The organism is Marinobacter sp. MMG032 (genome assembly GCF_040112695.1).
GTDB classification, from domain to species: Bacteria; Pseudomonadota; Gammaproteobacteria; order Pseudomonadales; family Oleiphilaceae; genus Marinobacter; species Marinobacter salsuginis.
The window spans coordinates 3,334,713-3,358,753 of record NZ_CP157802.1 but is presented as its reverse complement, the minus strand read 5'-3'; the positions used below and the strand labels follow the sequence as shown (position 1 = coordinate 3,358,753).

Sequence of the window (24,041 nt, the reverse complement as noted above, 5' to 3'; positions counted from 1 at the left end):
TAGCCTCTCTGCCTGATTCAGATTAATGATGATGCGCATGACTCTCTTCCTGTTTCGCTTGCGCCGATTCCGGTGATCTTTTAAGGAAAATCTGCTCGGATACTGCAATCACGATCATGGTCACGACCGCCACGCTGATGACGAACGGGTCCGTATTAAGCTTTACCCAGACGAAGCCGCCCAGCGCCAAAAGATCCAACAAGATGGCTGTTGCTGGCACCCAGGTGTTGGCCTTAATGTCTTTGCGTAGATAACGGAGCACACCCCAGTGAATGGCAATGTCCATAATCAGATAAAACACGATACCCAACGCAGCAATGCGTGACAGGTCAAAGAAGGCGGTCAGAATCAGACCCAGGACAACGGTATACACCAGTGTGTGTTTCTGAATGCTGCCGGGCATCCCGAAATGCCGATGAGGAACCAGTTTCATCTCCGTCAGCATGGCCAACATGCGGGACACAGCAAATACACTGGCCAGAATTCCTCCCGCCGTGGCCATCATGGCAATCGCAACAGTAAACCAGACGCCGTATTCGCCGAGAGCGGGGCGTGCAGCAGCGGCGAGAGAGTAATCCTGCGTTTCGATAATTTCAGCCAGAGATAGATTGCTGGCGACCGCAAATCCCACCAGCGTGTAGATCACCACACAGGCGGCAATGGAGATAACGATGGCACGGCCGACATTTCGCTTCGGGTCGATGACTTCCGAACCACTGTTGGTAATGGTCGTAAAGCCTTTGAACGCTAGAATGCCTAATGCAGTTGCGCCCAGGAAGTTGCCCAGCGCTCCAGCTTCACCAGTCTCCGAAAAATCAACCGAGATTGAGTCGGCAATCCAGACCCCGACCAGACCGAAAATCAGTATGCCGCCGATTTTCAGGATCCCGATAAAGGAAGCCACCCCTTGAATCATCCGATTGCCCAGCAGGTTGATCAGAAAGGCCGCCAGAATGAGCGCCACGCCGAGAATGGGCACCATGCGGCCACTGTCATCCCCGCCAAAAAGTTGCATGGTGTAAGAGCCAAAGGTCCGGGCCAGGAAGCTCTGAGCGATGACCATGGAAAAATACATCAACAGGGCGTTGAAAGCCGTTGGCAGCCGGTTTCCGTAGGCCTTGTGCAGGTACATGCCGATACCGCCGGCGGAAGGGTAGGTATTGGAGATCTTGATGTAGGAATAGGCGCTGAAGCTCACAATCACCGCTGCAGCGAGAAAGGCCAGCGGGAATAGCACACCGGTCATCTGGGCCATCTGCCCGGTCAGAGCAAAAATACCGGCGCCAATCATGACGCCGGTACCCAGCATCACCGTCCCTGGCAGAGTGAGACTACCTTCCTGGTAGCGAGTGCTTCGATCTTCCTCCCTGCTCATTCAATCTCCTCTTATTTTTTCATGGGTGGAATCTTGGAACAGCAGAACGGCTCATGCTTGGCATTTGCCCGGACGTTGTCGTCGGTAAACCGGTACCAGGCCAGTTTGCGCCGGGTCCACCATCCGGTTTTCAATCGGCCACCGTAAGCCTTGATCAGTTCCAGTAATTCATCGACGGACCAGTGGGTTCCATCGTACGTCACCTGCAATGTGCCATTTGGCTTACGCTCGGCGAAATCAACGCATGGGTGGTGATTCAGATCGTGGATGAGCCCCTCCCACTGATCCTCTCCAAGCCCCTCGACGGTCATTTTTCGGCGCAACAAAAACTGCTCCTGGTTGGTTGCTTTGTGTGCTTTGGTCATGGGGTGACACCTCTCTTCCTGATGACTTCTCCCTGCATCAAAACACTTCAACCTGAACTGCGACTGAAAATGGACACATGCTTTCGGTGGATTTGAGTTACATCAAATCATAGACGAAAAAGGCCATCAGTTTCCCAATGGCCCTTCAACATCAACGTCAGAATGCAATTCGAGCGCCGATCACGGCAAACCAGTCTTCTGTGCTTCCGCCGCCGGTTTCAGCGAAATCCGCGGTATCACCGTATTTTTGTTCATGCACCACACCGACATAGGGCGAAAAGGCGCGATCAACCAAGTCATAACGCAGACGCAGCCCTGCTTCGGTGGACACCAGACCTTTGCCAACACCAATTTCACGATCCTCACTGAAGGCCACCGTTGCGTCCAGTGTCGCCGCGAGGATCCAATAATTGGTGAGCAATAATTCATACTCTGCGTCCAGCTCAGCGGACGTCTCACCTTCATCGCTCACATACAGGTTGGCATCAACCTCAAACCATTGGGGTGCAAGCCCAGCGACACCCAGTACGGCGTATGTTCGATCCGGTCCTTCAGGGGTGTCAAAGCGAACACCCGCTTTGGCATCGAAGAATTTAGAGATGGGGATCTGGCCGACCAACTGATTTTCCAGTGTTTCGTAGGCCTGTTCTTCTATCTCGTATTCACCGGTTGTGAGCAGCCGGACTTTAAAATCGTCGGTGCCATAAAAGGCATCCGCATTCCAGACGCCCAGTTCCTCATCATCGTCGCTGTAGCGGTATTCAAACTCCTCGAACTGAACCCCCCAGGTTGTGAGCGGCTGTTTACGAGCGGTAGTGTCAGAAATCATTTCCTGAGCTGTCACCGCCGTTGAGAAGCCAACAGAGGCAATAAGACTGACTGCGACAAGTGATCGAATACAGCTCATACCTCACCTCCATCTTCAGCAATCGCGTCTGTTTTCGCCTGGGTTGAATCCGGGCCACCTTCGACAATCACCTTACGGAACATTCCGGCCGCCGCGTGGTAGGAAAGGTGGCAATGGAACGCCCACTGCCCCGGGGCATCGACTTCGGTTTCCATGTACACAGTGGTGCCCGGATTCACGCTCACAGTGTGCTTGATGGGATTCCACTGGCCGGCGCCGACGTCCAAAATCGACCACATGCCGTGCAGGTGCATTGGATGCGTCATCATGGTTTCGTTAACAAACTTGAAGCGGACCCGCTCACCGTATTTCAGACGAATCGGATCGGCGTCTTCATACTTGACGCCATTAATGCTCCAGGTGTAACGCTCCATATTGCCGGTCAGGCGAAGCTCGATTTCCCGGGTCGGTTCGCGGTCTTCATACAACGGATCCTGAGCCTTCAGGTCGGCGTAAGACAGAAATTTACCGCCATTAGCAGCTTTGGGCATGAGGCCACTGCCCTTGGCATAGAAAGGATCGCTTTTATCTTCTTTTCCCATCGTCATGGAACCATGGTCCATACCTTCCATATTGGAATGATCCATGCTGTCCATGTTGGAGTGGTCCATTCCCTCCATTGAGGAGTGATCCATCCCGGACATATCTTCTGAGCTGCCCATATCCATGCCTCCATGATCCATCCCCGCCATGCTGCCATGGTCCATACCGGGCATGCCGCCCATATCAGCTGTAGTTGCCCCCGCTAAACCGGACACCACCTCATTCGTTTGATGCCAGTTCCGCCCGGTACTCCCAGGGCGATTTCATTTTCAGCCCCTTGTGCGGGTGGCTGCGGTTATAGTCTTCGACCCATTCCGGCAACCTGGCCATCACCGTGGCGGCATCAGGGAGATCGTTCAAGTACACATAGTCGCGCTTAAACGTCTTCACGAAGGCCTCAGCCATGCCGTTGCTCTGAGGGCTTCTCACCGGTGTGGTACACACGACAAAGCCCAGAGAGGACGCGAAGGCTCGCGTTTCTTTGGCAATGTAGCAACTGCCATTGTCCGTCAGCCATTCCAGCGGATGAGGCACTCGCTCTGACTGGCCGAACCGGTATTCCAAGCTTTCCAGCAGCAGGTCTTGAACCATCTCACCGGTGATGCCACCAGTAGTCGCTACATAGCGCATCAGCTCGCGATCACAGCAGTCCAGGCTGAAGGCTACGCGGACAACCTCCTTGTTCCAGCAGCGGATCTCAAAGCCATCTGAGCACCAACGAAGGTCCGGCTTCAACGTAATAACCTGGCCATTGTGGCAGCGCTCTTGAGGTCGCCCTGTATACCGGGGTAACAGCAGCCCATCCTGCTTCATCAGTCGGTACACGCGCTTGTGGTTTACTCGCTCATCGTTGGCTGCGAGCAACCGATTCAGTCGAGCCGTGATCCTTCGATAGCCATTGGCAGCACGGGCCTCGCACAGCTCACGGATAAACGGCAAATGCCGGTCATCGTCTTGTTTGCTGTATCTCGGGCTTCGGCCTTTCTGGCGACCATGAAGGCGATCCAGAAGATTGGAGCGCGATACCTTCAGCACTTCCGCAACCCGCTTCAGAGGGTATCGTCCGGTGGCAGCAACGGCATGCGCGAGATCAACTTTTTTGACTGAGCCACCTCCAGGGCTTCCCGGAGTATTTCAGCTTCCATCGTCTTGCGGCCCAACATCCGCTCCAGCTCCCGAACCTTCTTTTTCAGGGCTTTGACCTCGGATGCGCTTACAACCTCATCACCGGATTCAATCGCGGACATGCCACCGTCTTTCATCAGCTTCTTCCAACGGAACAACAGACTTGCTGATATACCATGACGCCGGGCTACAAGCGATACCGACATGCCTGGCTGCTCACACTCTGCAACCATGAATGCTTTCTCCTGCGCGGAATACCGGCGACGGCGCTGCACTCCGGTTATGACTTCGATTCTCTCCACCTTGGACACTCCTTTGCACTAGGTCTATGCCTAGGCCTTTGCTTCTACCAAGGTGTCCGGTTTAATTGGGGGCTACTACATCAGCCATTGTCAGGCGGGCAGGTTCACGCAGTTGCGGCACGGCCGCTTCCATACCCTTTTCAGGGGCCAGTGTTGCCCTGGCGTATCCGGAACGTCCCATGGATTCGGCGAAGATGGTGTACGCCTGCTCATCCTTCGGACGTACGATCACGTCGTAGGTTTCCGCTACACCAATCCGGAATTCATCGACACTAACGGGCTGAACGTTGTTGCCATCGGCCTGAACGACGGTCATATCCAGACCAGGAATCCGGATATCAAAGTAGGTCATGGCCGAAGAGTTGATGAATCGCAGCCGGATGCGTTCGCCCGGCTCAAAAAGCCCAGTCCAGTTCTGGTCCGGCCCCTTACCGTTGATCAGACCCGTAAAGCCTTGCAGGTCCTCAACGTCCGCTTTCATCATGCGCATGTCGCCCCAGGCCATCCGGTCTCGGACCGTATTCATCAGGCCATTCTTTGACGCGTCCGAGAAAAACTCGCCCACGGTTTGCTGCTCGCGGTTGTAATAGTCCGGCATCATTTTCAGGTTGCGCATGATGCGGTCACCGGAATGGGGGTGTTTATCAGTCAGCTGTACCACGAATTCACGATCGTAGCGGAACGGCTCACGGCCCTCGGGCTCGATGACAATGGCACCATAGGCGCCGTCCGGCTCCTGAAAACCAGAGTGGCTGTGGAACCAGTAGGTGCCTGCCTGCTGGATAGGAAACTCATAGGTAAAGGTTTCACCCGGCTTGATGCCCGGGAAACTGATACCAGGCACACCGTCCTGGTTAAAAGGAAGGATCAGGCCGTGCCAGTGAATGGACGTCATCTCATCCAGGTTGTTGGTCACGTTGATCCGGACGTTCTCGCCTTCCTTGAAACGCATTACCGGTCCCGGAGATGCGCCGTTGTATCCAATGCCTTCCTTCACAAAATCGCCGGTATCAATTTTTACCCGGTCGACCGTAAGGTCGTACTCACCGGCCATAACCATGGCTGGCATCAGCAGGCTCAAAAGCCCTGTCAAAAAGCGTGTTTTCATCTGTGTTACTCCAAACTACACGTCATTGAAGCCGGGCCGAGAAACGTGTCTCAGCCCCGCGCTCGCGGACCTCAGTTAAGCGAGTTATTCGAAATTGACCTCACCGTACATCCCGGCCTGATAGTGGCCCGGCACGTTGCAGGCAAATTCGATATTGCCTTTATCAGAAAACTTCCAAATCACTTCTTTGCTTTGGCCGGGTTCCAGCAACACGCTGTTCGGGTCGTCATGCTTCATGGAATGGCCATTCCCCATATCCATATTCATCATGTCGTGGTTCAGCTTGCCGCCCTGGATGACGCCATGCTCAACCATCATCATCATTTCCTCTTGATGAGCTTCGTGCATGTCGGGAGTGCCAACATTGAACTCATGGACGAGGTTTCCCTTGTTCTCCACCACGAAGCGAACGGTTTCACCCGGCTTTACACTGATTTCTTCGGGTTCGTAGTAGTTGTCGTACATCTCGACAGTTATGGTTCGGCTGGCCTCCGACGCTTTGCCAGGTTCACCGCTTGTAGCGCCGTGCCCGTGGCCACCATCATGGGCGCCAGCCGCAAACGCTGTTGCCGACATTGAAAACGCCATACCCGCTACGAATAGTTTTGATGCATTCATCTTTTTATCCTCTGTAAAATAAAAATCGCGAAAACACTGCTGGATTGAGCCCCAATCTTGAGCAATGTCCAGAATCGGTTGTTACCTTCTCTCACTAACCTGAATTCTTTCTGAAAAACTCGAACTATTTTCCGTTCAGGCTGAATTCAGGTTAATCAGTCACACTTTCGACTGCGGACCATACAGAGAAGGAAAGACTCATGCGTTTACTGCTCGTCGAAGATGACCGCTTGCTTGCTGAGGGTCTGGTCAGGCAGTTGGGAAAAGCAGGTTTCAGCGTTGATACAACTCCCAGTGCCCGAGAAGCCGTCGTTCTGGGTGAGCAAGAGGATTACCGTGCTGTTGTTCTGGACCTGGGTCTACCTGATGGCAACGGGCTGGACGTATTGAGAAAGTGGCGAACGAATCACGTCAGCTGTCCGGTCTTGATTCTGACCGCGAGAGGCGATTGGCAGGATAAGGTTAACGGCTTAAAAGCCGGGGCAGACGATTACCTGGCAAAACCTTTTCAGACAGAAGAGCTAATCGCACGCCTCAACGCACTCGTGCGTCGTAGTGAAGGAAGGGTCCATGCTCAGGTTAAAGCCGGCCGCTTTGAACTGGACGAAAACCGCCAGAGCCTCAAGATGGACGACGGCGTGGAACATACACTTACCGGCACCGAATTCCGGCTGCTACGTTGTTTGATGAGCCGCCCTGGCCACGTCTTTTCCAAAGAACAACTAATGGAACAGCTTTACAACTTGAATGATAGCCCGAGTGAAAACGTCATTGAGGCGTATATTCGGAGGTTAAGGAAGCTAGTGGGCAGCGAAACCATCTCAACACGACGCGGCCAGGGGTACATTTTTAATGCGATTCCTTAAAAAGCCTGCATCCGTAAAAGGAACCTTGCTTGCGCTGTTACTGCCCGCCGGAATTGGTCTAATGGGGATAGCGTGGTTGGTCCATGGTTTGCTACTCGACCGAATGTCCCGGGAGTTCGTTGAAAGCCGACTGAAAGATGAAGTCGCTTTCCTCGAACACCAGGTTCGCGAGGCGAATGGTCAAGTGGACACTCTCCAGACGGGCGATTATTTCCAGGATGTTTTCCATCATGCCTTCGCCATACATACACCCGAACAGACCATCATTTCACCCGATGCTTGGGCGCCCTTGTTGACGCCTCTGATTGAGAACGAAGGTGACGGAACCGTTCGCGTAGAAGATGCCGAGAGCACTGATACTCCCTCAAACATCCTCGCCTACCGAAAGTCTTTTCAGGTCGGCGAAACACCCATCGTCGTAATCGTTTCTGAAGATCTGGGTGCGCTGAAACGCAGCCAAGCTGCACTTCATGCCTGGACCGCCGTAGTATCAGTTCTGTTGATTATGCTCTTGGTCGCCGTGCTCTGGTTCGGAATCACGATGTCCATGCGACCGGTTGTCACACTCAAAGCCGCATTAAAAAGACTCCAGGACGGAGAGATCTCCCGAATCAACGTTCAGTCGCCAGAGGAGTTCCACCCGCTGGTTCTTCAACTAAATCAGTTGCTGGACTCCTTAGATCAGCGACTGGAGCGCTCCAGGGACGCTCTCGCAAACCTGTCTCATAGCGTCAAAACCCCCATCGCAGCCGTCCGGCAGATACTGGAAGACGACACACGTCCTCTCGACACCAATCTAAGGCGCCAGATGGTGGAGCGACTAAGCGATATCGACAGGCAATTAGAAGCTGAAATGCGTCGAAGCCGTTTTGCAGGGCCCCAGATTGGAAAAAGCGCCTACCCCATAAAACAGGCACGGGATCTTTTGTGGATGCTCGGTCGTTTATATCCGGAAAAGTCGTTTGAACTATCGAGTTCTCTGCCTGAAGACAGCCGATGGCCGATAGAAGAACATGATCTAAATGAAGTATTGGGCAACTTACTCGACAATGCTGGCAAATGGTCTTCGAGATGCGTAGAGCTCTCTGTGGAACAAGGCAGCGGCTTCAAGCGAATAGTTGTTGCTGATGATGGCCCAGGGGTTAATCACAAGGATTTAGCCAGTTTGGGCCAAAGGGGTCTGCGGCTAGATGAGCAAACACCTGGGCACGGTCTCGGCCTTGCTATCGTTCGAGATATAGTGACTCGCTATGAAGGTAAAATCAGCTTTTCGACTAAGTCCTGTAGCGGTTTACGCGTTTCTATCGAATTATTAAGATAAAATCGAATGTTCGCTTTTGTTTAGAAGCTGAGGCTCTCGACCGGTCACAGAATGACCGTTCATTGTTGGAATAATGCTATGCGGCTGATTTGTGCCATATGGGGGAGGGACTCATTAGAGCCAGTCTGAGTATGAAAGATAAAAACGCCACTCTCTTCACCTCTGTGCTGGACCCACAGCAGCCAGATCTTGCACCATTAAAGGCCTGGCCGTGGCAGTCCGGGTAGCATGGCCTCCACGTCAATCTTGTAGGTAGTAAAAAAAGCTTCCGCCGCTTCAATCAGAGCCGTCTCGGTTTTGAGTATTCCGAGATAGACCGGCCATTCGGCGTCTATCAGTTCGGTTCTGTAACGGTCCGGGTCGATGGACCCCAGCTGTGCCAGGAACCGGAACTCCATTTCGTTCATGACGATGTAATCGCAGCGGTTGCGCAGAAACATTTGCAGCATTTGCTGGGTGTTGTATGCGTCATGGCGCACCAGCTGGCTCCCGATCCGCTCCTCGAGTCGATCACTGTAGACAAACCATCTGCGAAGGCAGATGCCTCCCTCAAGGTCATCGAAGGAGTCCGTTTTAAGGCTTGGTTGCGCGAACACACGATCGCGCCAGGTCAACAGCGGCCCAACGGCGTGCACTCTGTCCGGCAGAGGCATCCATAGCGGGTTGGCAAAAACCGCGTTGGCCAGTCCTCTTTCCAACGCCCAGGCCTGGCGTTTACGAGCCATCGAGAGGAAATCGGCCGAGATACCAGTCTCCATCGTGAAGTCATTGATCACCTCGACCAGAATGCCCTCTTTGAGTTCGCTGCCGTAATAAAACGGCATAAAGCCCTCGTCTGATCCCATAATCTGAAGCGTTTGGGAATAAACTGGAAGGAGCCAGACTGCCATTACAAAAAACAGAACTACTCTCATTCGGTCCCCGTCGAAGTGATCAATCGGGTAAGGTCGTCGTTTGCCCAACGCTGCCTTACTGGTTAAAGACAGTTTGGCTCGAATTCCGGCCAGATGCCATGACAGAGTCGATATCGCTGCGAAGTCAGCTTTACCCACAAAAACTGTGGATAACTTTGTGGGAAGCGTTCGGATAGGTGCCTTCAGCCCTGCAATGGCAGGGCCTCAGCAATTGTGGCGTTTTAATGACCGGCCAAAGAACAAACAGTCTCGCCAGGGCTATCGAATACCCTTGGACTGCAGCCACTGACTGATTTGCGCCTGATTCATAGCGCCACTCTGGCGGGCCACTTCCCTGCCATTCTGGAACAGGATCATGGTGGGGATGCTACGAATGCCAAACTGGCTGGCGGGGCCCTGGGCCTGTTCAGTATTGAGCTTGGCAAACCGTACCTTGCCCCGCCAGTCCTTCGCGGCCTGTTCAAACTGCGGTGCCATCATTTTGCAGGGGCCACACCAGCTCGCCCAGAAGTCCACCAGCACCGGCAAATCACTGCGCCCGGTATGGGCTGCGAAGCTCTGGTCTGTGAGTTCCAGAACCTGATCCGGCCACAACGGCTGTTTGCAGGCGCCACAATTTCCGCCGGCTGACAATTTCTCCGCCGGTACTCGATTGACCTTGTGGCAGTGGGGACAAACCAGGTGTCGGATGTCGGTCATGATTCATTACCCTCAGAGTGTTTACTGGTAAAGATGATCAGGGCAGACGGCAGGAAATCAAGCTGCAGCGCTCACGCTCGCATCGCCAGACCGGCCGTTTGCGACCATAATGATCAACAAGAGTGGGAAAGCATCAGGAATACAGGGGTTCAGCATGAGAAGACTCGATGGCAAAACGGCTCTGGTTACCGGAGCGGCCAGAGGCATTGGTGAGGCGATCGCCGTTCAGTTCGCCAAGCATGGAGCGAAGGTCATCGTGTCAGATATTGACGATCAGCAGGGTCAGGCACTCGTTGATAGCTCAGAATTCGACATGCACTATCTCCATCTGGACGTGAGCGATGAAGCCCAGTGGATCGATTGCGCCAGCTTGATCGAAGAGCAGTTCGGGGGCCTGGACATTCTGGTGAATAACGCCGGCATTACCGGATTTCTGGAGAGTAGCGGGCCTCACGATCCGGAAAACCTCGATCTTGATTCCTGGCAGACCGTTCATGCAACGAACCTTAACGGTGTTGCCCTGGGCTGCAAGTATGGGATCAGGCTGATGAAGACCTCCCGGGCCGCCAGCATCGTCAACATTTCCTCCAGATCGGGGATTGTTGGTATTCCCGGGGCGGCTGCTTACGCGTCCAGCAAGGCCGGCGTCCGGAATCACACCAAGACCGTGGCTCTCTACTGTGCCGAAAAAGGCTACCCTATCCGGTGCAACTCCATTCATCCCGGCGCCATTATGAGCCCGATGTGGGAAGCAATGCTTGGAGAGGGGGAAGCCCGGGAAGCCGCAATCGCCGAGGTAGAAGCCGGCGTTCCGATTGGCAGGATGGGAAAGCCCGAAGATGTTGCCTACGCGGCCCTGTACCTGGCCTCTGACGAATCAAACTATGTGACAGGCATCGAGCTGAACATCGACGGCGGCATACTGGCCGGAAGCGCCTCCGCTCCGGCCAGACGTTAAGGCCCAAATTCAGAATTCGGACATCACATCCTGCAGATCCTGCTTGAGCTCTGCAGGTTCGGTGATCCACACCGTTTTATCGAGGCCGGGAAACACACCCACATCCAGGCCATCCTTCGTTAAGCCGGGAACCCACTTCCGGAAGAAATCGGGCAATGAAATGCTTCGAGGCGTCAGCTCTTCGCCGCCGCTGGCATACTCGGAAGCAAAGGCCGCAGTGGGCCAAACCGGCAGGTACTCCACATCGCCGTCATCCGAGGCAATCTTCAGGAAGCGGCTGTCGTTGTTGACCAGAATCCAGACTTCCCGGTCCTCGGCCACCTGGCTCAGGAAGTAGTCGTACCGCTCTTCACCATCCATTTCCATTACCTGATTCTGTTCGTTATTGCTCATGTCGGGTACGCCACTCCTATTAAACATTTCCAACCGGGGCTCAGGATTCCACCACACGGGCCCGGAGTCTCGGTAGCTGGGCCGGGTAGTGTTCCTGGATGAAGGTTACTATGCCCTCCCGAACCGCACATCTCAGGTCCCAGTTCTTGCTGGAATCGGCAGCGCTCATCAGAAACCGCACCTGGATCGCCTGATCGCTGGAATCGGTTACCTGTACTGATGAAAATTCGCCATCCCATAGCCCCGACTCGTTCAGCAGGCGGGCAAACTCTTGTCTGAGTGGTTCAACCGGCATGGTGTAGTCCACCCAGACAAAGACCGTTCCCAGCAGCTCCGAGGTATTTCTGGACCAGTTCTGGAACGGGTTCTCGATAAACCATTGCAACGGCACCACCAGGCGGCGCAGATCCCAGACCCGCAAGACCACATAGGTGGCTGTTACCTCTTCCACCCAGCACCACTCGCCCTGCACGTGCAGGACATCGTCTATGCGGAAGGGCTGAGTGAGGGCGATCTGCATACCTGCCAGCAGATTGCTCAATACCGGGCGAGCCGCGAAGCCAAGAATCAGACCGCCAACGCCAGCAGAAGCCAGCAGGCTCGCGCCCATATGCTGAACGGATTCAAAGGTCATCAGGGCAGCGCCCAGGCCGATAATAACGATCAGGATGTTCAGTGCCCGAACGAGAAAGCGGGTCTGGGTTTCGACCTTGCGCGCCCGTTTCCACTGCCCTTCCAGCACCGGATTTAGCGCCACAATGACCTCGCCGATGGCTGAGGTCAGCCGAACCGCCGCCCAGGTAATGGCGAGCACAAGCAACAGGGTTGTCACCTGCTGGATCGCCGCCATCAGGGGCAGATCAGGTGGTGCAGTCTGCAGAGAGCCAGCCAGCGCAAGCAGGCAAAAAACCACACCGAGCGCCCGCGCCGCCGCATCCAGGAACAACCGGATAACCGTTCTGGACTCGGAAAAATGCCGGAACACAGCGAGGGCAAGCCGGTAGACGATATAGGTGACCGCAACCGCCAGAATCGCCGAAAACCCCGGCCACAACCACGCCGTGAAACCGGCCTCAAACGATTCCAGCATCAGCCCTCCAGGAGCTTTCGATCAGAAGAGTCCGCGGCGAGCATGTTTCTGGGTCGCCGCGTTCCATAAAAGCCTAGACCAGGCCCTGCTCTCGCGCCATTGCCATGGCCGCTTTCGGGCCGGTCCAGAGCGAGGGAAGGATAATCAACGAAACCGGAATCGCCGTCAGCACAATGAACTGCTGCAGCACACCAATCTGGCCGGCGCCCATGTACAGAAGAATCGCCGCCATTAATGCCATGGCACCACCCCAGAACACACGAATCCACGGGTTCGGTTCGTCATGGCCTGCGCCGACCATGGCAATGGAATAGCTCATGGAGTCGCCGGTGGTGGCGACGAAAATGGTTGTCAGCAGCAGAATCGCAGCCGCCATCCAGGTACCACCGGGCAGGGCCTGTGCCACCGTCAGAGTGGCGACATCAAAGCGGAAGTTATTAAGCGCTTCGGTGAGGTCGAAGGTACCGGCAAGCTGGTGGTAGATACCGGAGCCCCCCAGTAGGGTGAACCAGATGGTGGTGGCGATCGGCGCCAGCACGGCTACCGCCAGGACCATTTCGCGTACCGTCCGGCCCCGGGAAATTCTGGCGACGAAGACCGCCATCAGCGGCGTGTAGCCAATAAACCAGGCGAAGAAGAACACCGTCCACCATTTCATCCACCAGGCTGGCGCCGTTTCGGCAGTCATGGTTGCCATGGCAAAGAAGGAGGTGACGTATTCACCCATAGACTGGGTGTAGGTATTTGCCAGGAACAGAGTTGGCCCGAAAACAAAAATGACACCGGCAATCACCAGCGCCAGTATGACGTTAAAACGGCTCAGCAACTGGATACCCTTGTGCAGACCGGTCATGGCAGATGTCATGTAAACGCCGGCTAATACCACCAGCACGGTCAACTGGGTGCCATAGCCGTCCGCCACGCCAAACAGCTCGTGCAACCCAAAGCTCATCTGGGTGGCGAGAAAACCGATGGGGCCGACGGTTCCGGCCACCACAGCGATCACACAGAAAGCATCAATAACCCCGCCGAGGCGGCCCTGAATCACCTTCTCACCGAAAACCGGGTACAGCAGCGTTCTCGGTTGCAGCGGCTTGCCCTGGCCGTAATGGGCCCGGGTCAGTACCAGCGCGGTAAGGGAGCCGAGCACGGCCCAGGCCAGGAATCCCCAGTGAGTAAACGACTGGGCCATAGCCGGGGCGACCGCTGCGGCGGAGCCGGCTTCGGTGTCAAACGCCGGGGGCGTCACGACGAAGTGGTAAACCGGTTCACCGGCGGCAAAGAACACGCCGCCACCGGCCAACAAGGTACACATGATCATCGACAACCACCGGAAACGGCCTATTTCCGGCTTTTCCAGCCCGCCGATCCGTGCGGCGCCAGCGCGACTCAGGGCTGTGCCAATTGCAATGAAAAACGTCAGAAGTAGCAGCAACTGGAAAAAGGATCCCAGGTAGGTGGCGGTCCACGCAAACCCGGCGCCGATCAGGTCGGCCACGTGGCTGCTGTCGATGATTGAAGCACCCACGAATAGAAGAATGAAGCCGATAGTGAGCACCAGAACGACGGGATCACTGTCTGAAAACGGTCCGCTTCTGGCTCGCGGGAGAGATTGGGATTGAACGGTCATCTGGTCTGCCTCCGGAAGAAAAAGCCGCGCAGGCTACAGGAAGTGAAAGCCTCTTGCACGGGGGATTTCTGAAAATACGCATGGTCCGATGAAAAACATCACCGTATTGTTAGGATTCTATCTTTCTTGGAGGTTTCTTTTGTCCCATCTGTACCTGGCGATAATGCTGGGCATGACCGTGGCACTCGGACCCCTGGCGCTTGATGCCTACTTGCCTGCTTTCCCGGATATCGCCGATGGCCTGGGCATTGATCACGGGCATGTGGGGCTGACCCTCAGCGCCTATGTCACCACGCTGGGTCTGGCACAGCTGGTTGGCGGCCCCATGTCTGACCGATACGGTCGCAAGCCAATCCTTTTCGGAGGACTGCTGATCTTCATGGCCGGAGCCGTCATGGTCTCTATGGCCGACAGTCTGTCCGACATGGTGTTCTGGCGGATAGCCCAGGGGATTGGTGGCGCCTTCTGTGCGGTATCGGTTCCTGCCATTGTTCGCGACGAAGTCAGTGGGCAAGACGCCGCAAGGCTGTTTGGCCTGATTGGTCTGATCATGTTCATAGCCCCGGCTGCGGCTCCCTCGCTGGGGTCACTCATGCTGGCGCTTGGCGAGTGGCAGTGGATCTTTCTCATGCTGGCCGGCTACGCGGCGTTTTTAGTGGTGGTTCTGCAGGTGGCGCTTTTCCCGAAGCTGAAACCAAGAGCCCCCATCAAGACACCGGTTCGATCCCTGGTGACCAACTATCTGCTCGTGCTCCGGCACACAACCACCATGCGGTTCATCGGGATACAGGTCCTCTGTTTCAGCACCATGTTGTTATTTATTACCCATTGCTCGTTCATCTACCAGGAGTGGTACGGTCTCTCCAACAGCACCTTCGCCATCCTGTTCGCCGCCAACATTGGCTTCATGGCTGGCCTCAATTTGCTCAACCGCCCCCTGCTGAGACGATTTTCCTCAGTGCAGTTGGTGCGCGCCCAGGTCATCGCCCAATGGCTGGCCCTTGTCGCTCTGGTTGCCAGCGTCCAACTCCAGGGACCGCTCTGGTTGGTGGCAGGTTGCATCATTGTTGCCATTGGCTGCCAGGGCGGCATCGTGCCCAACAACATGGCCAACGCCATGGAATTCTTTCCGAACCTCAGCGGCACCGCCGCGGCACTGCTGGGCGCGTCGCAATTTACCATTGCCGGCGCCATCAGCACCCTGTCCTCAATCACGGGGGATCAGACATTGTCCAGCATCGCAATTGCTATGCTGGCTTGTTCAACGGGTGCTGTTCTTTTGGCGCTGGGCGCGCCCCGTGCGGTGACTTTGGCGAAAAAATCCGGCGTGTAACAATTTCAGCACAGGGATCGTCTAAACAGTTTTCGGGGAGGAATGAACCACCTCCTTCCCACAAGACGTATTGCTGTTAGCGAACACAACAAAGGACGTGGCCAGAAATGACAATGCCAATACCGGAAGTAGAATCTCCTACCAGAACACTTGAATCACACGCAGGCTTACTGAGAACACCGAATCTCACAGCCGGGGGCGCCGAGGACAAGCGAGACGAAATCGCTTCCTATTTCACGAATACTTTTGACACCTATACCCGCCTGTTCGATTGCCTGGCCGATGATGCCGGATATTTTTTAAAGTCGATCCCCCTCAGACACCCGTTGATTTTCTACCTGGGCCACACAGCCACCTTCTTCGTTAACAAACTGGTACTGGCAAAACTGCTACCCGAGCGCATTGACCCGCACATGGAGTCTATTTTTGCCGTGGGTGTCGATGAGATGAGCTGGGACGATCTGGACGAGGACCATTACGACTGGCCAACCGTGGCCGAAGTGATGGATTACCGGGCCAAAGTCCGTGCCACGGTTCTGGAGGTGATGGAAACACTGCCGCTCAGCCTGCCGATCAACTGGGAGAGCCCCTGGTGGCCCATCGTTATGGGGGTCGAGCACGAGCGGATACACCTGGAGACCTCGTCCGTGCTGATCCGCCAGCACGATCTGGCACGGGTCCGCCCCCAGCCAGAATGGGCACCCATTCGCGAAACCGGTGAAGCGCCGGAAAATGAACTGATTACCGTGCCCGCCGGCACAGTCTCCATCGGGAAATCCTACGATGACGCCTGCTACGGCTGGGACAACGAGTACGGCGAGCATGACGCCGAGGTAGATGAATTCAGGGCCAGCCAATATCTGGTCAGTAATCAGGAATTCCTTCAGTTTGTCGAGGCCGGCGGCTATCAGGAGGACCGGTTCTGGAGCGAGGAAGGCTGTGCCTGGCGGCAATTTGCCGAGGCCCGGCACCCGACCTTCTGGCGCTGGCAGAATGGATGGTATTTGCGCCTGATGACAGAAGAAGTCGAGATGCCCTGGGACTGGCCCGTGGAAGTGAATTACCACGAAGCCAAAGCCTTTTGTGAGTGGAAAAGAGAACAAACCGGCCAGCCTATCCGCCTGCCCACGGAGGATGAGTGGTACCGACTTTGTGCGGAGGCTGGGATCGAGGAAGTGGGTCACGACCCTGCCAACGCAAATCTCCATCTGGATCACGGGGCATCATCGTGCCCGGTTACCCGTTTCAGGCACGGCAACTGGTTCGACGTTGTTGGCAACGTCTGGCAGTGGACAGAAACGCCCACTTACCCGTTCGATAACTTCAAAGTTCATCCGCTCTACGATGACTTCACGACACCAACGTTCGACGGGCAGCATAACCTTATCAAGGGCGGTTCGTGGATCTCCTGCGGCAACGAAGCCCGGCTATCGGCCCGCTACGCCTTTCGCAGACACTTCTTCCAGCACGCGGGGTTCCGCTACATCGCCTCTGAAAGCGAGGCGGTGCAACCCAACGCCTACTACGAAAGCGACCGGTTGCTGACTGAGTACGCGGAATTCCATTACGGCGACTCCTGGTTTGGTGTCGAGAATTTCCCGAAAGCCATGGCGGACATTGCTCTGGAAGCCATGAGGGGCAGACCGACAGGTAAAGCGCTGGACCTCGGCTGCGCCTGTGGTCGCTCCAGTTTTGAATTGGCGAGAGAGTTCGACCAGGTTGAAGGTGTCGACTTCTCCGCCAACTTTATCCGTCTGGGTGTGGAGATGGCCGAGCAAGGCTCCATCCGCTACGCGCTTGCAGAGGAAGGCGAGTTGGTCAGTTACCACACAAGAACCCTCAAAGAGTTGGCACTTGACGAGCACGCGGCGAAAGTCAGTTTTTATCAGGGTGATGCCTGCAATCTCAAACCGCAGTACTCGGACTACGACCTTGTTCTGGCGGCCAACCTGATCGACAGGCTTTATAAGCCCAGACGTTTTCTGGACAGCATCCACGAACGGATAAACGACGATGGCCTTCTGGTTATTGCCTCTCCCTACACATGGCTGGAAGAACACACACCTAAGGAGGAGTGGATCGGCGGTTTCAAAAAGGACGGTGAGAATCACACCACCCTGGATGGCTTGAAAGATCACCTCTCCAAGCACTTCCGGTTAGTCAATGAGCCGAGAAAAGTGCCGTTCGTGATTCGCGAAACCCAGCACAAGTTCCAGCATACCCTGTCGGAAGTAACTATTTGGGAGCGGTTGCCGCGCTGATCAGCGCGGTGATCCCCTCACTGATCGCCTTGTGGTCCACCAACTGATCGAACCAGTTGGTGGCTACTTGACCGCTCGCCAGGCACAACAGCGCCCCCAGCACCATGTCTCTGTCAACGTTATCGCCACCCAGGTTGGTGTTCATGCGAAGCGCCAAAAGCGGTATTTTTGTTGCCGGGACTGGTTTATCTTAACTTTAGGAGACAATGTTTCTATTACGTTCAACACGCAGACACAGAGCTGCTTTGGCTCGGTAATCGGAGAACAATGAATTGAGTGACACCCCCGCTGGACTGGTTGAAGATAGCTCCGTTTACAGAACCTTATTGGAGTCAACCAAAGCGATTCCCTGGAAAATCAACTGGCGAACCATGCGATTCGAGTACATAGGGCCCCAGATTGAAGCCTTGCTCGGCTGGCCCCAGGACAGCTGGCTAACCGTAGACGACTGGGCCACCCGCATGCACCCCGAGGATCGGGAGCGGGTCGTGAATTTCTGCGTATCGCAATCCCAGGCCGGGGTCGATCATGAGGCGGACTATCGGGCCCTCACCGAACGAGGAGAATACGTCTGGTTGCGGGATGTGGTGCATGTACTGCGAGACGATAACGGTGATGTCGAGGCTCTGATCGGCTTTATGTTCGACATCAGCGAGCGCAAGAAAACCGAAGACGAAGTGGTCGCTCTGCAGAAGAAATTGGAAGAGTATTCTTACAAGGATGGACTCACCGGCGTCGCAAACCGCCGAATGTTTGATACCGTCATGAACGAGAACTGGAACGACGCCATCCGACACCAGTCTTCTCTGTCAGTCATACTGCTCGATATCGACAATTTTAAAGCGTACAACGATCTTCACGGCCATTTGCAGGGTGATGAATGTCTCAAGCGAATCGCTACGCTACTGGAGAACGCGGCCCAACGGCCCCGCGACTTCGTGGCAAGGTTCGGTGGAGAGGAATTCGTGATCATCCTGCCCGAAACGGACACGCCAGCTGCCATCAGTGTGGCTGAACGTTGCCGTCAGTTGCTTCTTGAGGAACAACTTCCCCAGGGAGGCAGCCCGCACAGTAAACAGGTTACTATGAGCATGGGAATAGGCACTGTGATTCCCTCACGCCACGACCGCATCGCCGATTTCCTGGATCTGGTCGACCAGCGACTCTATAAAGCGAAGCGGGACGGCCGTAATCGAATTGTCTTCGATTAAAATAGAAAAGGCCGCGCAGTAATGTGAGCGGCCTCTATCCCGATTGACTTACTTCTGGACTTGCTCAAAGTAACCGGTCAGACGGTCCTTGTTCGTTGCAGCGGCTGCAGTGAGCTTATCCACGGCGGCTTTCGCAGAGTCGTAGTTGACCGCTTCGCCTACCTGAATGACACCGGCCATGTTCAACGCGGCATGGGGCGTGCATTTATAAACGTATACGCCCTCTTCGTTCAGGGTCACCGTGATGCCCTCATTCATGGCTCCCTGCCAACCTTCAGCACCCTCAGGCACCTCTACGGACACTGAGTTGTGGGCTGGATCGACAAGGACAAATTTGACGGTATCGCCAGGCTCGGCCTTAACAAATCCCGGTTCAAAGACCATGGCACCGTCAGCGCCGGAGTTCTTCATTTCAACGACGTGTTCGGCCGCCATTGCAACGCCAGAAATAAAAGTGAGTGCAACTGCAGCAACGGTGTGTTTCAGCGTTAATTTCATAGTGACTTCACCTCATTGGTTGGTCATTGAAAGCACTGAGTATTACGCATCCTACCCATACCAGGATTCCTTTCGACTCTAAGGGCATATCCTTATGGGAATGACACCCCTGGTTCGCCAAGGCTCGGCCCTGAGAACCAATGAGGGCCTGTTTCGTACAAATTGGCATCATGTCTTCGGATATTGAATGATGGCGGAACCAAAGATCGACGGCATACACTGCAAGAGCAAGCTCGCTCCTTCGTGACAACAGCAGATCCTGAACGGAGATCGGGAATCGGCGAGCCATTAAGCTAAAAGGGGTTTATGCAACAAAAGACAATTACTGACGAAACCTTGAGAATGGGCGTTGACGTTCTGGCCGAGAGAGATTCCGATTTATACAGGATCCGGGACCGGCTTGGGTACCCGCCACTCTGGGCTCGAGAGCCGGGGTTTGCCTCACTGGTGCATATCATTCTGGAACAACAGGTCTCGATCAAAGCCGCAGCCACCATGTTTCAGCGGCTCGCGTCGCATCTAGGATCGGTAACCCCGGAATTGGTCCAAAAGGCTGGCGAGTCTGAGCTGAGGCAAGTCGGGCTTACACGGCAAAAAAGCCCGGTACTGCGTCGAGCTCGCCAATCGGGTTGCCAGCGGTGCGCTGGAACTCTCAAAGCTTGACACCCTTGACGATGCGCAGGGCCGAAGCCACCTTTTGGATATACCGGGTCTCGGGCCCTGGACCGTCGACGTCTATTACATGATGGCGCTCCGGCGAGCGAATGTCTGGCCTCAGGGAGACCTGGCTCTGGCATCCGCGCTACAGGACATCAAACAGCTGGAGGCCCGGCCAACCAGAGATGAACAACTTGTTTTTGCGGAACAATGGAAGCCGTGGCGAGCCGTAGCCGCTCGCATGCTCTGGATGCATTACCTGGACGCACGAGGTCAATAAAGGAGGCAACGTGATCTACGAAACCGAAATGAAGCACCTGGCCCGCTGTGTGGAGTTGGCCTCAATGGCAGTGGACAGCGGAAACCCGCCTTTTGGCTCCGTGCTGGTGGATGAAACCGGTGCTGTCAGGTATGAGGGCCATAACGAGACTGCCGGTGGAGACGAAACCCAGCACCCCGAGTTCGCAATAGCTCGTTGGGCAGCTGCCAATATGACCCCGGACGAGCGAGCCGCCTCAACTGTCTATACCTCCGGCGAACATTGCCCGATGTGCGCAGCCGCCCATGGCTGGGTGGGGCTCGGCCGCATCGTTTATGCAAGCTCGTCAGAGCAGCTTTCAAGCTGGCTGGACGAGCTGCATTTGGCGCCACCACCCGTGGCAACCTTGCCAATCAATCAGGTGGTTCCGGGTGTTCCTACTGAGGGTCCTTTCCCTGCCCTTGCCGACGCCATCCGAGAGCTACACCAGCGCTACGCCTTGGCGGAGCGAAACAAAACATAGTTCCCCAACAGCGCCAGGCATGCTCCCAACACAGCCGTTGCTGTCCATTCAAAGCCCTCGAGCCAGGTCGAAACGCTCAGGGCAACCACGGGGAAAAGCACCGTCGCGTAGCCGGCCTTGTCGGCACCGAGCGTCTGGATGACAGTGATGTAGCAATAAAACGCAATGATGGAGCCAGGCACAGCCAGGAAAACAGTCGCTCCCCAGAATGTCGCTGAAGTGGGCACCACCCATTCCACACCCTGAATCAGACACCAGATGCCGAGAATCACAGCGCCGTAAACCATTGCCCATGCGTTGGCCAGGAACAGCGGCACCTGTGACATCCGCACCTTGACGCTGACCAGATTGCCCATGGAGAACCAGAAAGTTCCTGCAATGGCGAACAAAATGCTGGTGGCTGTGGCGTTACCCAGCTGCAAATCGTGCCAGAACAGCAGGGCCACACCGGTGATCCCCAGAGAGATTGCCGGATAAAGCCGGGCGGTAGGCCAGAGCCGTAACCAAAGCCAGCCATTCAAAGCGTTAAACAGCGCGGCCAGCGAAAACACCACCGCCAGCAGACCGCTTGTCATCGATTCTGCCGCACGATAGATCAGAAGGAAGTTGATGCTGTACAGGGTCGCCCCCTGCAGTACCAGCCAGCCGTGCTGTTTCAGGGTAAGCTTCTCCAGTCTGCGCACGATGGCAAGAACCACCAGTGTCACCACAGAGGCCATAACGAACCGGTAAAACACGGAGATATCGACAGGGGCTGCTTCAACCTGCAGCCGAATCGCTGTCCAGGTCAGCCCCCAGATCAGTACCGTCAAACCATAGTGAGCAGAGATGGGCATGCAATTGGCGTCCTGTAACTATCGGGAAGAACCGTTGGCTAGTTCACGATTCCTGATCGGGGCACCAGACACGCCATGGCCGTGAGCGAAACATCCCGGAATACCGCCTCCGAGGCAACAACACTCGGGAATCTATCGTAAAGCATCCGCCGACACGTAGAGGTTCGAGCTTCGGCTTTTTCGACGCAATCAGACTGGGCCGTCGCGCCACTACTCTCGCCCGTAACATCCGAGCAGAAGTCCGGAATCTGCCCGAAAATCCAGTCGACTGCAGCACTGAGTTCAACGGGATTGGCCCGCAAGTTGGAAAGGCGGCTTGCGTCGATGGGGTCGGGCTGTTCGCGGGTCTGGTCCCAGAGAACAAACAGCAGGGCGGCAGATACCAGTACAACAGTCACCTTTGGAAACTTCATAGGGGCCTTTTCAATCCGGTGAATCAGATCGCCGATCATAAACGCTCAGGCATGTTCTGTCCCGGTTTCCTATACTACCCGGGACTCAATGCATTGGGGCCCGCTACGGACAACGGCCCTGACACTCAGGAACCACCCTCCAAAAGCCACAAGGAGTTCTGCAAATGGCCACACTGATTGTTGGTCTGATTCTGTTTCTCGGCGTGCATTCGCTCTCCATCGTAAACGAGCCCCTGCGCAACCGGCTGAATGCCTCTATGGGCGAGGGAGCCTTCAAAGGACTTTATTCTGTAGTGTCCCTGATAGGTCTGGTTCTGATCGTCTGGGGTTATGGTGCAGCACGGATGGATCCGACGGTGATCTATGTGCCACCCGCCTGGCTAAAGCACGTGGCCTTCCTGCTTCTGGTACCTTTATTCCCGCTGCTGTTTGCTACCTACTTCCCGGGAAAGATCAAGGCGAAGCTGGGGCATCCCATGCTGGCTGCTGTCAAACTCTGGGCGCTGGCACACCTTCTCGCAAACGGAATGCTCCACGATCTTCTGCTGTTCGGCTCGTTCCTGGCTTGGGCCGTTGCCGACCGGATCTCCATGAAGCGCAGAACCCAGCGGGCCATTCCAACGCTGCCAGCAACCAAAGCCAATGACGTTATTGCAGTCGCCGGCGGCCTGGCAGTGTATGTGGTTATGGTGGTGTGGGCCCACCAGTGGCTGTTTGGTGTGGCGCCAGCCTGATTGGCCGGCGCAAACTCTCACTAGAGGCCCTGGGCGCCCCGGCGCAACCAGTCGTGCACGAACGCGAGTTTGCGTTGCGCCGTTTCTGACAACACAAACGGGTACAGGTCAGAAAGGCCCATGGAGCGGTTCACATGGTTGACCCGAATGGCCAGCGACGCCGCGACGTTAATCAGCATGGCTGTGTCGGGCTCGGCGTAAGGATCCCAGCCCTGTCTGGGCACTTCCGGCGATGTCAGCCCCGATGACACCAGGCTGTCGGTGATGTCTGTCAGGTGGAGCAGGTGCGCGGCAGTCTCTGCCCAGTCCTCATGAGGATGTGCCGAGGCGTAACTGGTCAGGTAGAACAGCCTCCAGTCCTCTGGCGGACCGTTATGATAGTGATGCTCAAGGGCCGCCGGATAATCGGCGCGCTCATCACCAAACATTTCCCGGAACGCATCCAGAAAATCTTCCCGCAAACTCAGACGCCACCAGAGCATATGAGCGATCTCATGGCGCATATGGCCAACCATGGTGCGGTAGGGTTCATCGAGGGCTTGTCGTCGGGTGGTACGAACCACCGGATCCGCCTCTGCAACACTGATGGTAACCACACCATTGGCGTGCCCCATGGCAACCGGGGTCAGCCCCTCCGCCAACATATGAAAAACCGGGCGGGTGCCCGGATCCTCCGGGCGAAACCAGTGCCAGCGCCCGAGGTTATCGAGCACCCACCGTTTCGCAGCCTCAGTCTCGGCCCAGTTCGGCATGGCATGGGGAATGTTCGGGTCCGGCGCCAGCGCTGTCATCGCGCACGACCTGCAGAAAGCCCCTTTCTCAGGCGCAATCCAGTTGCAGCCGATAATATCCCGATTCACGCAGAAAGGCGGCATGGGGACGAACGCCCTGGCCTGTGGATCGTAAGCGACCGGCGTGCCCTCGGCAGTGGTGAGATTGTCAAACCACAGATTTCCGGAACCAACCGGGTTGGAGAAAACCTTCATAGAGCTGGTGCTCCTTTTACACGGCAGTTTGCTCGAGAATGTGTCGCCGTTCTCCCGAACCTATACCCTATAGCCAAGGAACACCAGCCAGAGAGGCCAATCGGCCCGGCCAAACC

At 55.7% G+C, this 24,041-nt stretch carries 25 protein-coding genes and 2 pseudogenes; 10 read left to right on the top strand and 17 right to left on the bottom strand.

Annotated elements, in window-relative coordinates:
* Window positions 1-22: 22 nt before the first annotated feature.
* From ABNF92_RS15465 to ABNF92_RS15435, 7 genes and pseudogenes are all read right to left on the bottom strand, one after another.
* Window positions 23-1,375 (bottom strand): APC family permease, encoded by a 1,353-nt coding sequence (locus ABNF92_RS15465; RefSeq protein ID WP_113880697.1) that lies wholly within the window; start codon window positions 1,373-1,375, stop codon window positions 23-25.
* An 11-nt stretch (window positions 1,376-1,386) separates the two neighbouring features.
* The gene (locus ABNF92_RS15460) at window positions 1,387-1,740 is read right to left on the bottom strand and encodes a hypothetical protein (protein ID WP_048496392.1); all 354 of its coding nucleotides are present in this window, start codon (window positions 1,738-1,740) and stop codon (window positions 1,387-1,389) included.
* A 157-nt stretch (window positions 1,741-1,897) separates the two neighbouring features.
* On the bottom strand, window positions 1,898-2,647 hold the full coding sequence (locus ABNF92_RS15455; RefSeq protein ID WP_106761012.1) for a copper resistance protein B: 750 nt from the start codon (window positions 2,645-2,647) through the stop codon (window positions 1,898-1,900).
* Window positions 2,644-3,384 (bottom strand): annotated as a pseudogene (locus tag ABNF92_RS15450) (multicopper oxidase domain-containing protein); the annotation flags it as partial. The pseudogene ABNF92_RS15450 and the gene ABNF92_RS15455, both read right to left, overlap by 4 nt.
* A 25-nt stretch (window positions 3,385-3,409) precedes the next feature.
* Window positions 3,410-4,617 (bottom strand): IS3-like element ISMaq2 family transposase gene (locus tag ABNF92_RS15445; protein ID WP_349342663.1). Its coding sequence is split into 2 segments (ribosomal slippage): window positions 3,410-4,290 and window positions 4,290-4,617, totalling 1,209 coding nucleotides; the frame shifts between segments, so codons are not numbered across the junction.
* Window positions 4,618-4,693: 76 nt separating this feature from the next.
* Window positions 4,694-5,725 (bottom strand): annotated as a pseudogene (locus tag ABNF92_RS15440) (copper resistance system multicopper oxidase); the annotation flags it as partial.
* Window positions 5,726-5,809: 84 nt separating this feature from the next.
* Window positions 5,810-6,343, bottom strand: coding sequence for a cupredoxin domain-containing protein (locus tag ABNF92_RS15435; protein WP_222197768.1), 534 nt, complete (start codon window positions 6,341-6,343; stop codon window positions 5,810-5,812).
* Window positions 6,344-6,543: 200 nt separating this feature from the next.
* Here ABNF92_RS15435 and ABNF92_RS15430 point away from each other — a divergent pair, with 200 nt between their 5' ends.
* Together ABNF92_RS15430 and ABNF92_RS15425 are read left to right on the top strand one after the other, a co-directional pair.
* Window positions 6,544-7,209: a response regulator transcription factor gene (locus ABNF92_RS15430; RefSeq protein ID WP_022990681.1), complete on the top strand. Its 666-nt coding sequence runs from the start codon at window positions 6,544-6,546 to the stop codon at window positions 7,207-7,209.
* Window positions 7,196-8,530 (top strand): ATP-binding protein, encoded by a 1,335-nt coding sequence (locus ABNF92_RS15425; protein WP_349342662.1) that lies wholly within the window; start codon window positions 7,196-7,198, stop codon window positions 8,528-8,530. The genes ABNF92_RS15430 and ABNF92_RS15425 overlap by 14 nt, the downstream gene beginning before the upstream one ends.
* 197 nt (window positions 8,531-8,727) lie before the next feature.
* Here the strand turns inward: ABNF92_RS15425 and ABNF92_RS15420 are convergent, their stop codons facing one another.
* The gene (locus tag ABNF92_RS15420) at window positions 8,728-9,354 is read right to left on the bottom strand and encodes a polar amino acid ABC transporter substrate-binding protein (protein WP_349342661.1); all 627 of its coding nucleotides are present in this window, start codon (window positions 9,352-9,354) and stop codon (window positions 8,728-8,730) included.
* 348 nt (window positions 9,355-9,702) lie between these two features.
* Complete coding sequence (gene trxC / locus ABNF92_RS15415; RefSeq protein WP_209400588.1) at window positions 9,703-10,143, bottom strand: thioredoxin TrxC; 441 nt, start codon at window positions 10,141-10,143, stop codon at window positions 9,703-9,705.
* Window positions 10,144-10,297: 154 nt separating this feature from the next.
* Here trxC and ABNF92_RS15410 point away from each other — a divergent pair, with 154 nt between their 5' ends.
* Window positions 10,298-11,101, top strand: coding sequence for an SDR family oxidoreductase (locus ABNF92_RS15410; protein WP_349342660.1), 804 nt, complete (start codon window positions 10,298-10,300; stop codon window positions 11,099-11,101).
* A 9-nt stretch (window positions 11,102-11,110) separates the two neighbouring features.
* Here the strand turns inward: ABNF92_RS15410 and ABNF92_RS15405 are convergent, their stop codons facing one another.
* The 3 genes from ABNF92_RS15405 to ABNF92_RS15395 form a co-directional block, all read right to left on the bottom strand.
* A complete protein-coding gene (locus ABNF92_RS15405) occupies window positions 11,111-11,494 on the bottom strand; it encodes a DUF2750 domain-containing protein (RefSeq protein ID WP_349342659.1) in 384 nt (127 codons plus the stop codon).
* 40 nt (window positions 11,495-11,534) lie between these two features.
* On the bottom strand, window positions 11,535-12,584 hold the full coding sequence (locus tag ABNF92_RS15400) for a mechanosensitive ion channel family protein (RefSeq protein WP_305965946.1): 1,050 nt from the start codon (window positions 12,582-12,584) through the stop codon (window positions 11,535-11,537).
* 73 nt (window positions 12,585-12,657) lie between these two features.
* Window positions 12,658-14,214: a BCCT family transporter gene (locus tag ABNF92_RS15395; RefSeq protein ID WP_291906255.1), complete on the bottom strand. Its 1,557-nt coding sequence runs from the start codon at window positions 14,212-14,214 to the stop codon at window positions 12,658-12,660.
* A gap of 139 nt (window positions 14,215-14,353) precedes the next feature.
* Between ABNF92_RS15395 and ABNF92_RS15390 the strand changes: the two genes are divergently transcribed.
* Entirely contained in the window at window positions 14,354-15,547 is a 1,194-nt protein-coding gene (locus tag ABNF92_RS15390; RefSeq protein ID WP_349342658.1) for a multidrug effflux MFS transporter, read from the top strand.
* Window positions 15,548-15,654: 107 nt separating this feature from the next.
* Entirely contained in the window at window positions 15,655-17,808 is a 2,154-nt protein-coding gene (ovoA, locus tag ABNF92_RS15385; protein WP_349342657.1) for a 5-histidylcysteine sulfoxide synthase, read from the top strand.
* Here the strand turns inward: ovoA and ABNF92_RS15380 are convergent.
* Complete coding sequence (locus ABNF92_RS15380) at window positions 17,783-17,953, bottom strand: hypothetical protein (protein WP_349342656.1); 171 nt, start codon at window positions 17,951-17,953, stop codon at window positions 17,783-17,785. The two genes, ovoA and ABNF92_RS15380, sit on opposite strands and share 26 nt — an antisense overlap.
* A 127-nt stretch (window positions 17,954-18,080) precedes the next feature.
* Between ABNF92_RS15380 and ABNF92_RS15375 the strand changes: the two genes are divergently transcribed.
* Window positions 18,081-19,019 carry a sensor domain-containing diguanylate cyclase gene (locus ABNF92_RS15375; RefSeq protein ID WP_349342655.1) on the top strand — a complete coding sequence of 313 codons (939 nt, stop codon included), beginning with the start codon at window positions 18,081-18,083 and terminating at the stop codon, window positions 19,017-19,019.
* Between the two features lie 48 nt (window positions 19,020-19,067).
* Here the strand turns inward: ABNF92_RS15375 and ABNF92_RS15370 are convergent, their stop codons facing one another.
* Window positions 19,068-19,517: a pseudoazurin gene (locus ABNF92_RS15370; RefSeq protein WP_053112809.1), complete on the bottom strand. Its 450-nt coding sequence runs from the start codon at window positions 19,515-19,517 to the stop codon at window positions 19,068-19,070.
* 306 nt (window positions 19,518-19,823) lie between these two features.
* On the opposite strand from ABNF92_RS15370, the gene ABNF92_RS15365 reads away from it, so the two are divergent.
* Genes ABNF92_RS15365 through ABNF92_RS15355 form a run of 3 tightly spaced genes read left to right on the top strand, consistent with a single transcriptional unit; the run spans window position 19,824 to window position 20,956 of the window.
* A complete protein-coding gene (locus tag ABNF92_RS15365) occupies window positions 19,824-20,180 on the top strand; it encodes a hypothetical protein (RefSeq protein WP_349342654.1) in 357 nt (118 codons plus the stop codon).
* Between the two features lie 34 nt (window positions 20,181-20,214).
* The gene (locus ABNF92_RS15360; protein ID WP_349342653.1) at window positions 20,215-20,454 is read left to right on the top strand and encodes a hypothetical protein; all 240 of its coding nucleotides are present in this window, start codon (window positions 20,215-20,217) and stop codon (window positions 20,452-20,454) included.
* A 10-nt stretch (window positions 20,455-20,464) separates the two neighbouring features.
* Window positions 20,465-20,956: a nucleoside deaminase gene (locus tag ABNF92_RS15355; protein ID WP_349342652.1), complete on the top strand. Its 492-nt coding sequence runs from the start codon at window positions 20,465-20,467 to the stop codon at window positions 20,954-20,956.
* Here the strand turns inward: ABNF92_RS15355 and ABNF92_RS15350 are convergent.
* Entirely contained in the window at window positions 20,926-21,792 is an 867-nt protein-coding gene (locus ABNF92_RS15350) for an EamA family transporter (RefSeq protein WP_349342651.1), read from the bottom strand. The genes ABNF92_RS15355 and ABNF92_RS15350 overlap by 31 nt on opposite strands.
* 38 nt (window positions 21,793-21,830) lie before the next feature.
* On the bottom strand, window positions 21,831-22,244 hold the full coding sequence (locus tag ABNF92_RS15345) for a hypothetical protein (RefSeq protein WP_349342650.1): 414 nt from the start codon (window positions 22,242-22,244) through the stop codon (window positions 21,831-21,833).
* 125 nt (window positions 22,245-22,369) lie between these two features.
* On the opposite strand from ABNF92_RS15345, the gene ABNF92_RS15340 reads away from it, so the two are divergent.
* Complete coding sequence (locus ABNF92_RS15340; protein WP_349342649.1) at window positions 22,370-22,939, top strand: NnrU family protein; 570 nt, start codon at window positions 22,370-22,372, stop codon at window positions 22,937-22,939.
* 20 nt (window positions 22,940-22,959) lie between these two features.
* Here ABNF92_RS15340 and ABNF92_RS15335 read toward each other — a convergent pair whose 3' ends face one another.
* A complete protein-coding gene (locus tag ABNF92_RS15335; protein WP_136630514.1) occupies window positions 22,960-23,925 on the bottom strand; it encodes a putative zinc-binding metallopeptidase in 966 nt (321 codons plus the stop codon).
* Window positions 23,926-24,041 lie beyond the last annotated feature (116 nt).

What these genes read in the sequence shown, in the direction of transcription:
- ABNF92_RS15465 (WP_113880697.1), bottom strand. Translation starts at nt 1,375, where the DNA reads ATGAGCAGGGAGGAAGATCGAAGCACTCGCTACCAGGAAGGTAGTCTC.
- ABNF92_RS15460 (WP_048496392.1), bottom strand. Translation starts at nt 1,740, where the DNA reads ATGACCAAAGCACACAAAGCAACCAACCAGGAGCAGTTTTTGTTGCGC.
- ABNF92_RS15455 (WP_106761012.1), bottom strand. Translation starts at nt 2,647, where the DNA reads ATGAGCTGTATTCGATCACTTGTCGCAGTCAGTCTTATTGCCTCTGTT.
- ABNF92_RS15435 (WP_222197768.1), bottom strand. Translation starts at nt 6,343, where the DNA reads ATGAATGCATCAAAACTATTCGTAGCGGGTATGGCGTTTTCAATGTCG.
- ABNF92_RS15430 (WP_022990681.1), top strand. Translation starts at nt 6,544, where the DNA reads ATGCGTTTACTGCTCGTCGAAGATGACCGCTTGCTTGCTGAGGGTCTG.
- ABNF92_RS15425 (WP_349342662.1), top strand. Translation starts at nt 7,196, where the DNA reads ATGCGATTCCTTAAAAAGCCTGCATCCGTAAAAGGAACCTTGCTTGCG.
- ABNF92_RS15420 (WP_349342661.1), bottom strand. Translation starts at nt 9,354, where the DNA reads ATGCCGTTTTATTACGGCAGCGAACTCAAAGAGGGCATTCTGGTCGAG.
- trxC (WP_209400588.1), bottom strand. Translation starts at nt 10,143, where the DNA reads ATGACCGACATCCGACACCTGGTTTGTCCCCACTGCCACAAGGTCAAT.
- ABNF92_RS15410 (WP_349342660.1), top strand. Translation starts at nt 10,298, where the DNA reads ATGAGAAGACTCGATGGCAAAACGGCTCTGGTTACCGGAGCGGCCAGA.
- ABNF92_RS15405 (WP_349342659.1), bottom strand. Translation starts at nt 11,494, where the DNA reads ATGAGCAATAACGAACAGAATCAGGTAATGGAAATGGATGGTGAAGAG.
- ABNF92_RS15400 (WP_305965946.1), bottom strand. Translation starts at nt 12,584, where the DNA reads ATGCTGGAATCGTTTGAGGCCGGTTTCACGGCGTGGTTGTGGCCGGGG.
- ABNF92_RS15395 (WP_291906255.1), bottom strand. Translation starts at nt 14,214, where the DNA reads ATGACCGTTCAATCCCAATCTCTCCCGCGAGCCAGAAGCGGACCGTTT.
- ovoA (WP_349342657.1), top strand. Translation starts at nt 15,655, where the DNA reads ATGACAATGCCAATACCGGAAGTAGAATCTCCTACCAGAACACTTGAA.
- ABNF92_RS15380 (WP_349342656.1), bottom strand. Translation starts at nt 17,953, where the DNA reads ATGAACACCAACCTGGGTGGCGATAACGTTGACAGAGACATGGTGCTG.
- ABNF92_RS15370 (WP_053112809.1), bottom strand. Translation starts at nt 19,517, where the DNA reads ATGAAATTAACGCTGAAACACACCGTTGCTGCAGTTGCACTCACTTTT.
- ABNF92_RS15365 (WP_349342654.1), top strand. Translation starts at nt 19,824, where the DNA reads ATGCAACAAAAGACAATTACTGACGAAACCTTGAGAATGGGCGTTGAC.
- ABNF92_RS15350 (WP_349342651.1), bottom strand. Translation starts at nt 21,792, where the DNA reads ATGCCCATCTCTGCTCACTATGGTTTGACGGTACTGATCTGGGGGCTG.
- ABNF92_RS15345 (WP_349342650.1), bottom strand. Translation starts at nt 22,244, where the DNA reads ATGATCGGCGATCTGATTCACCGGATTGAAAAGGCCCCTATGAAGTTT.
- ABNF92_RS15340 (WP_349342649.1), top strand. Translation starts at nt 22,370, where the DNA reads ATGGCCACACTGATTGTTGGTCTGATTCTGTTTCTCGGCGTGCATTCG.
- ABNF92_RS15335 (WP_136630514.1), bottom strand. Translation starts at nt 23,925, where the DNA reads ATGAAGGTTTTCTCCAACCCGGTTGGTTCCGGAAATCTGTGGTTTGAC.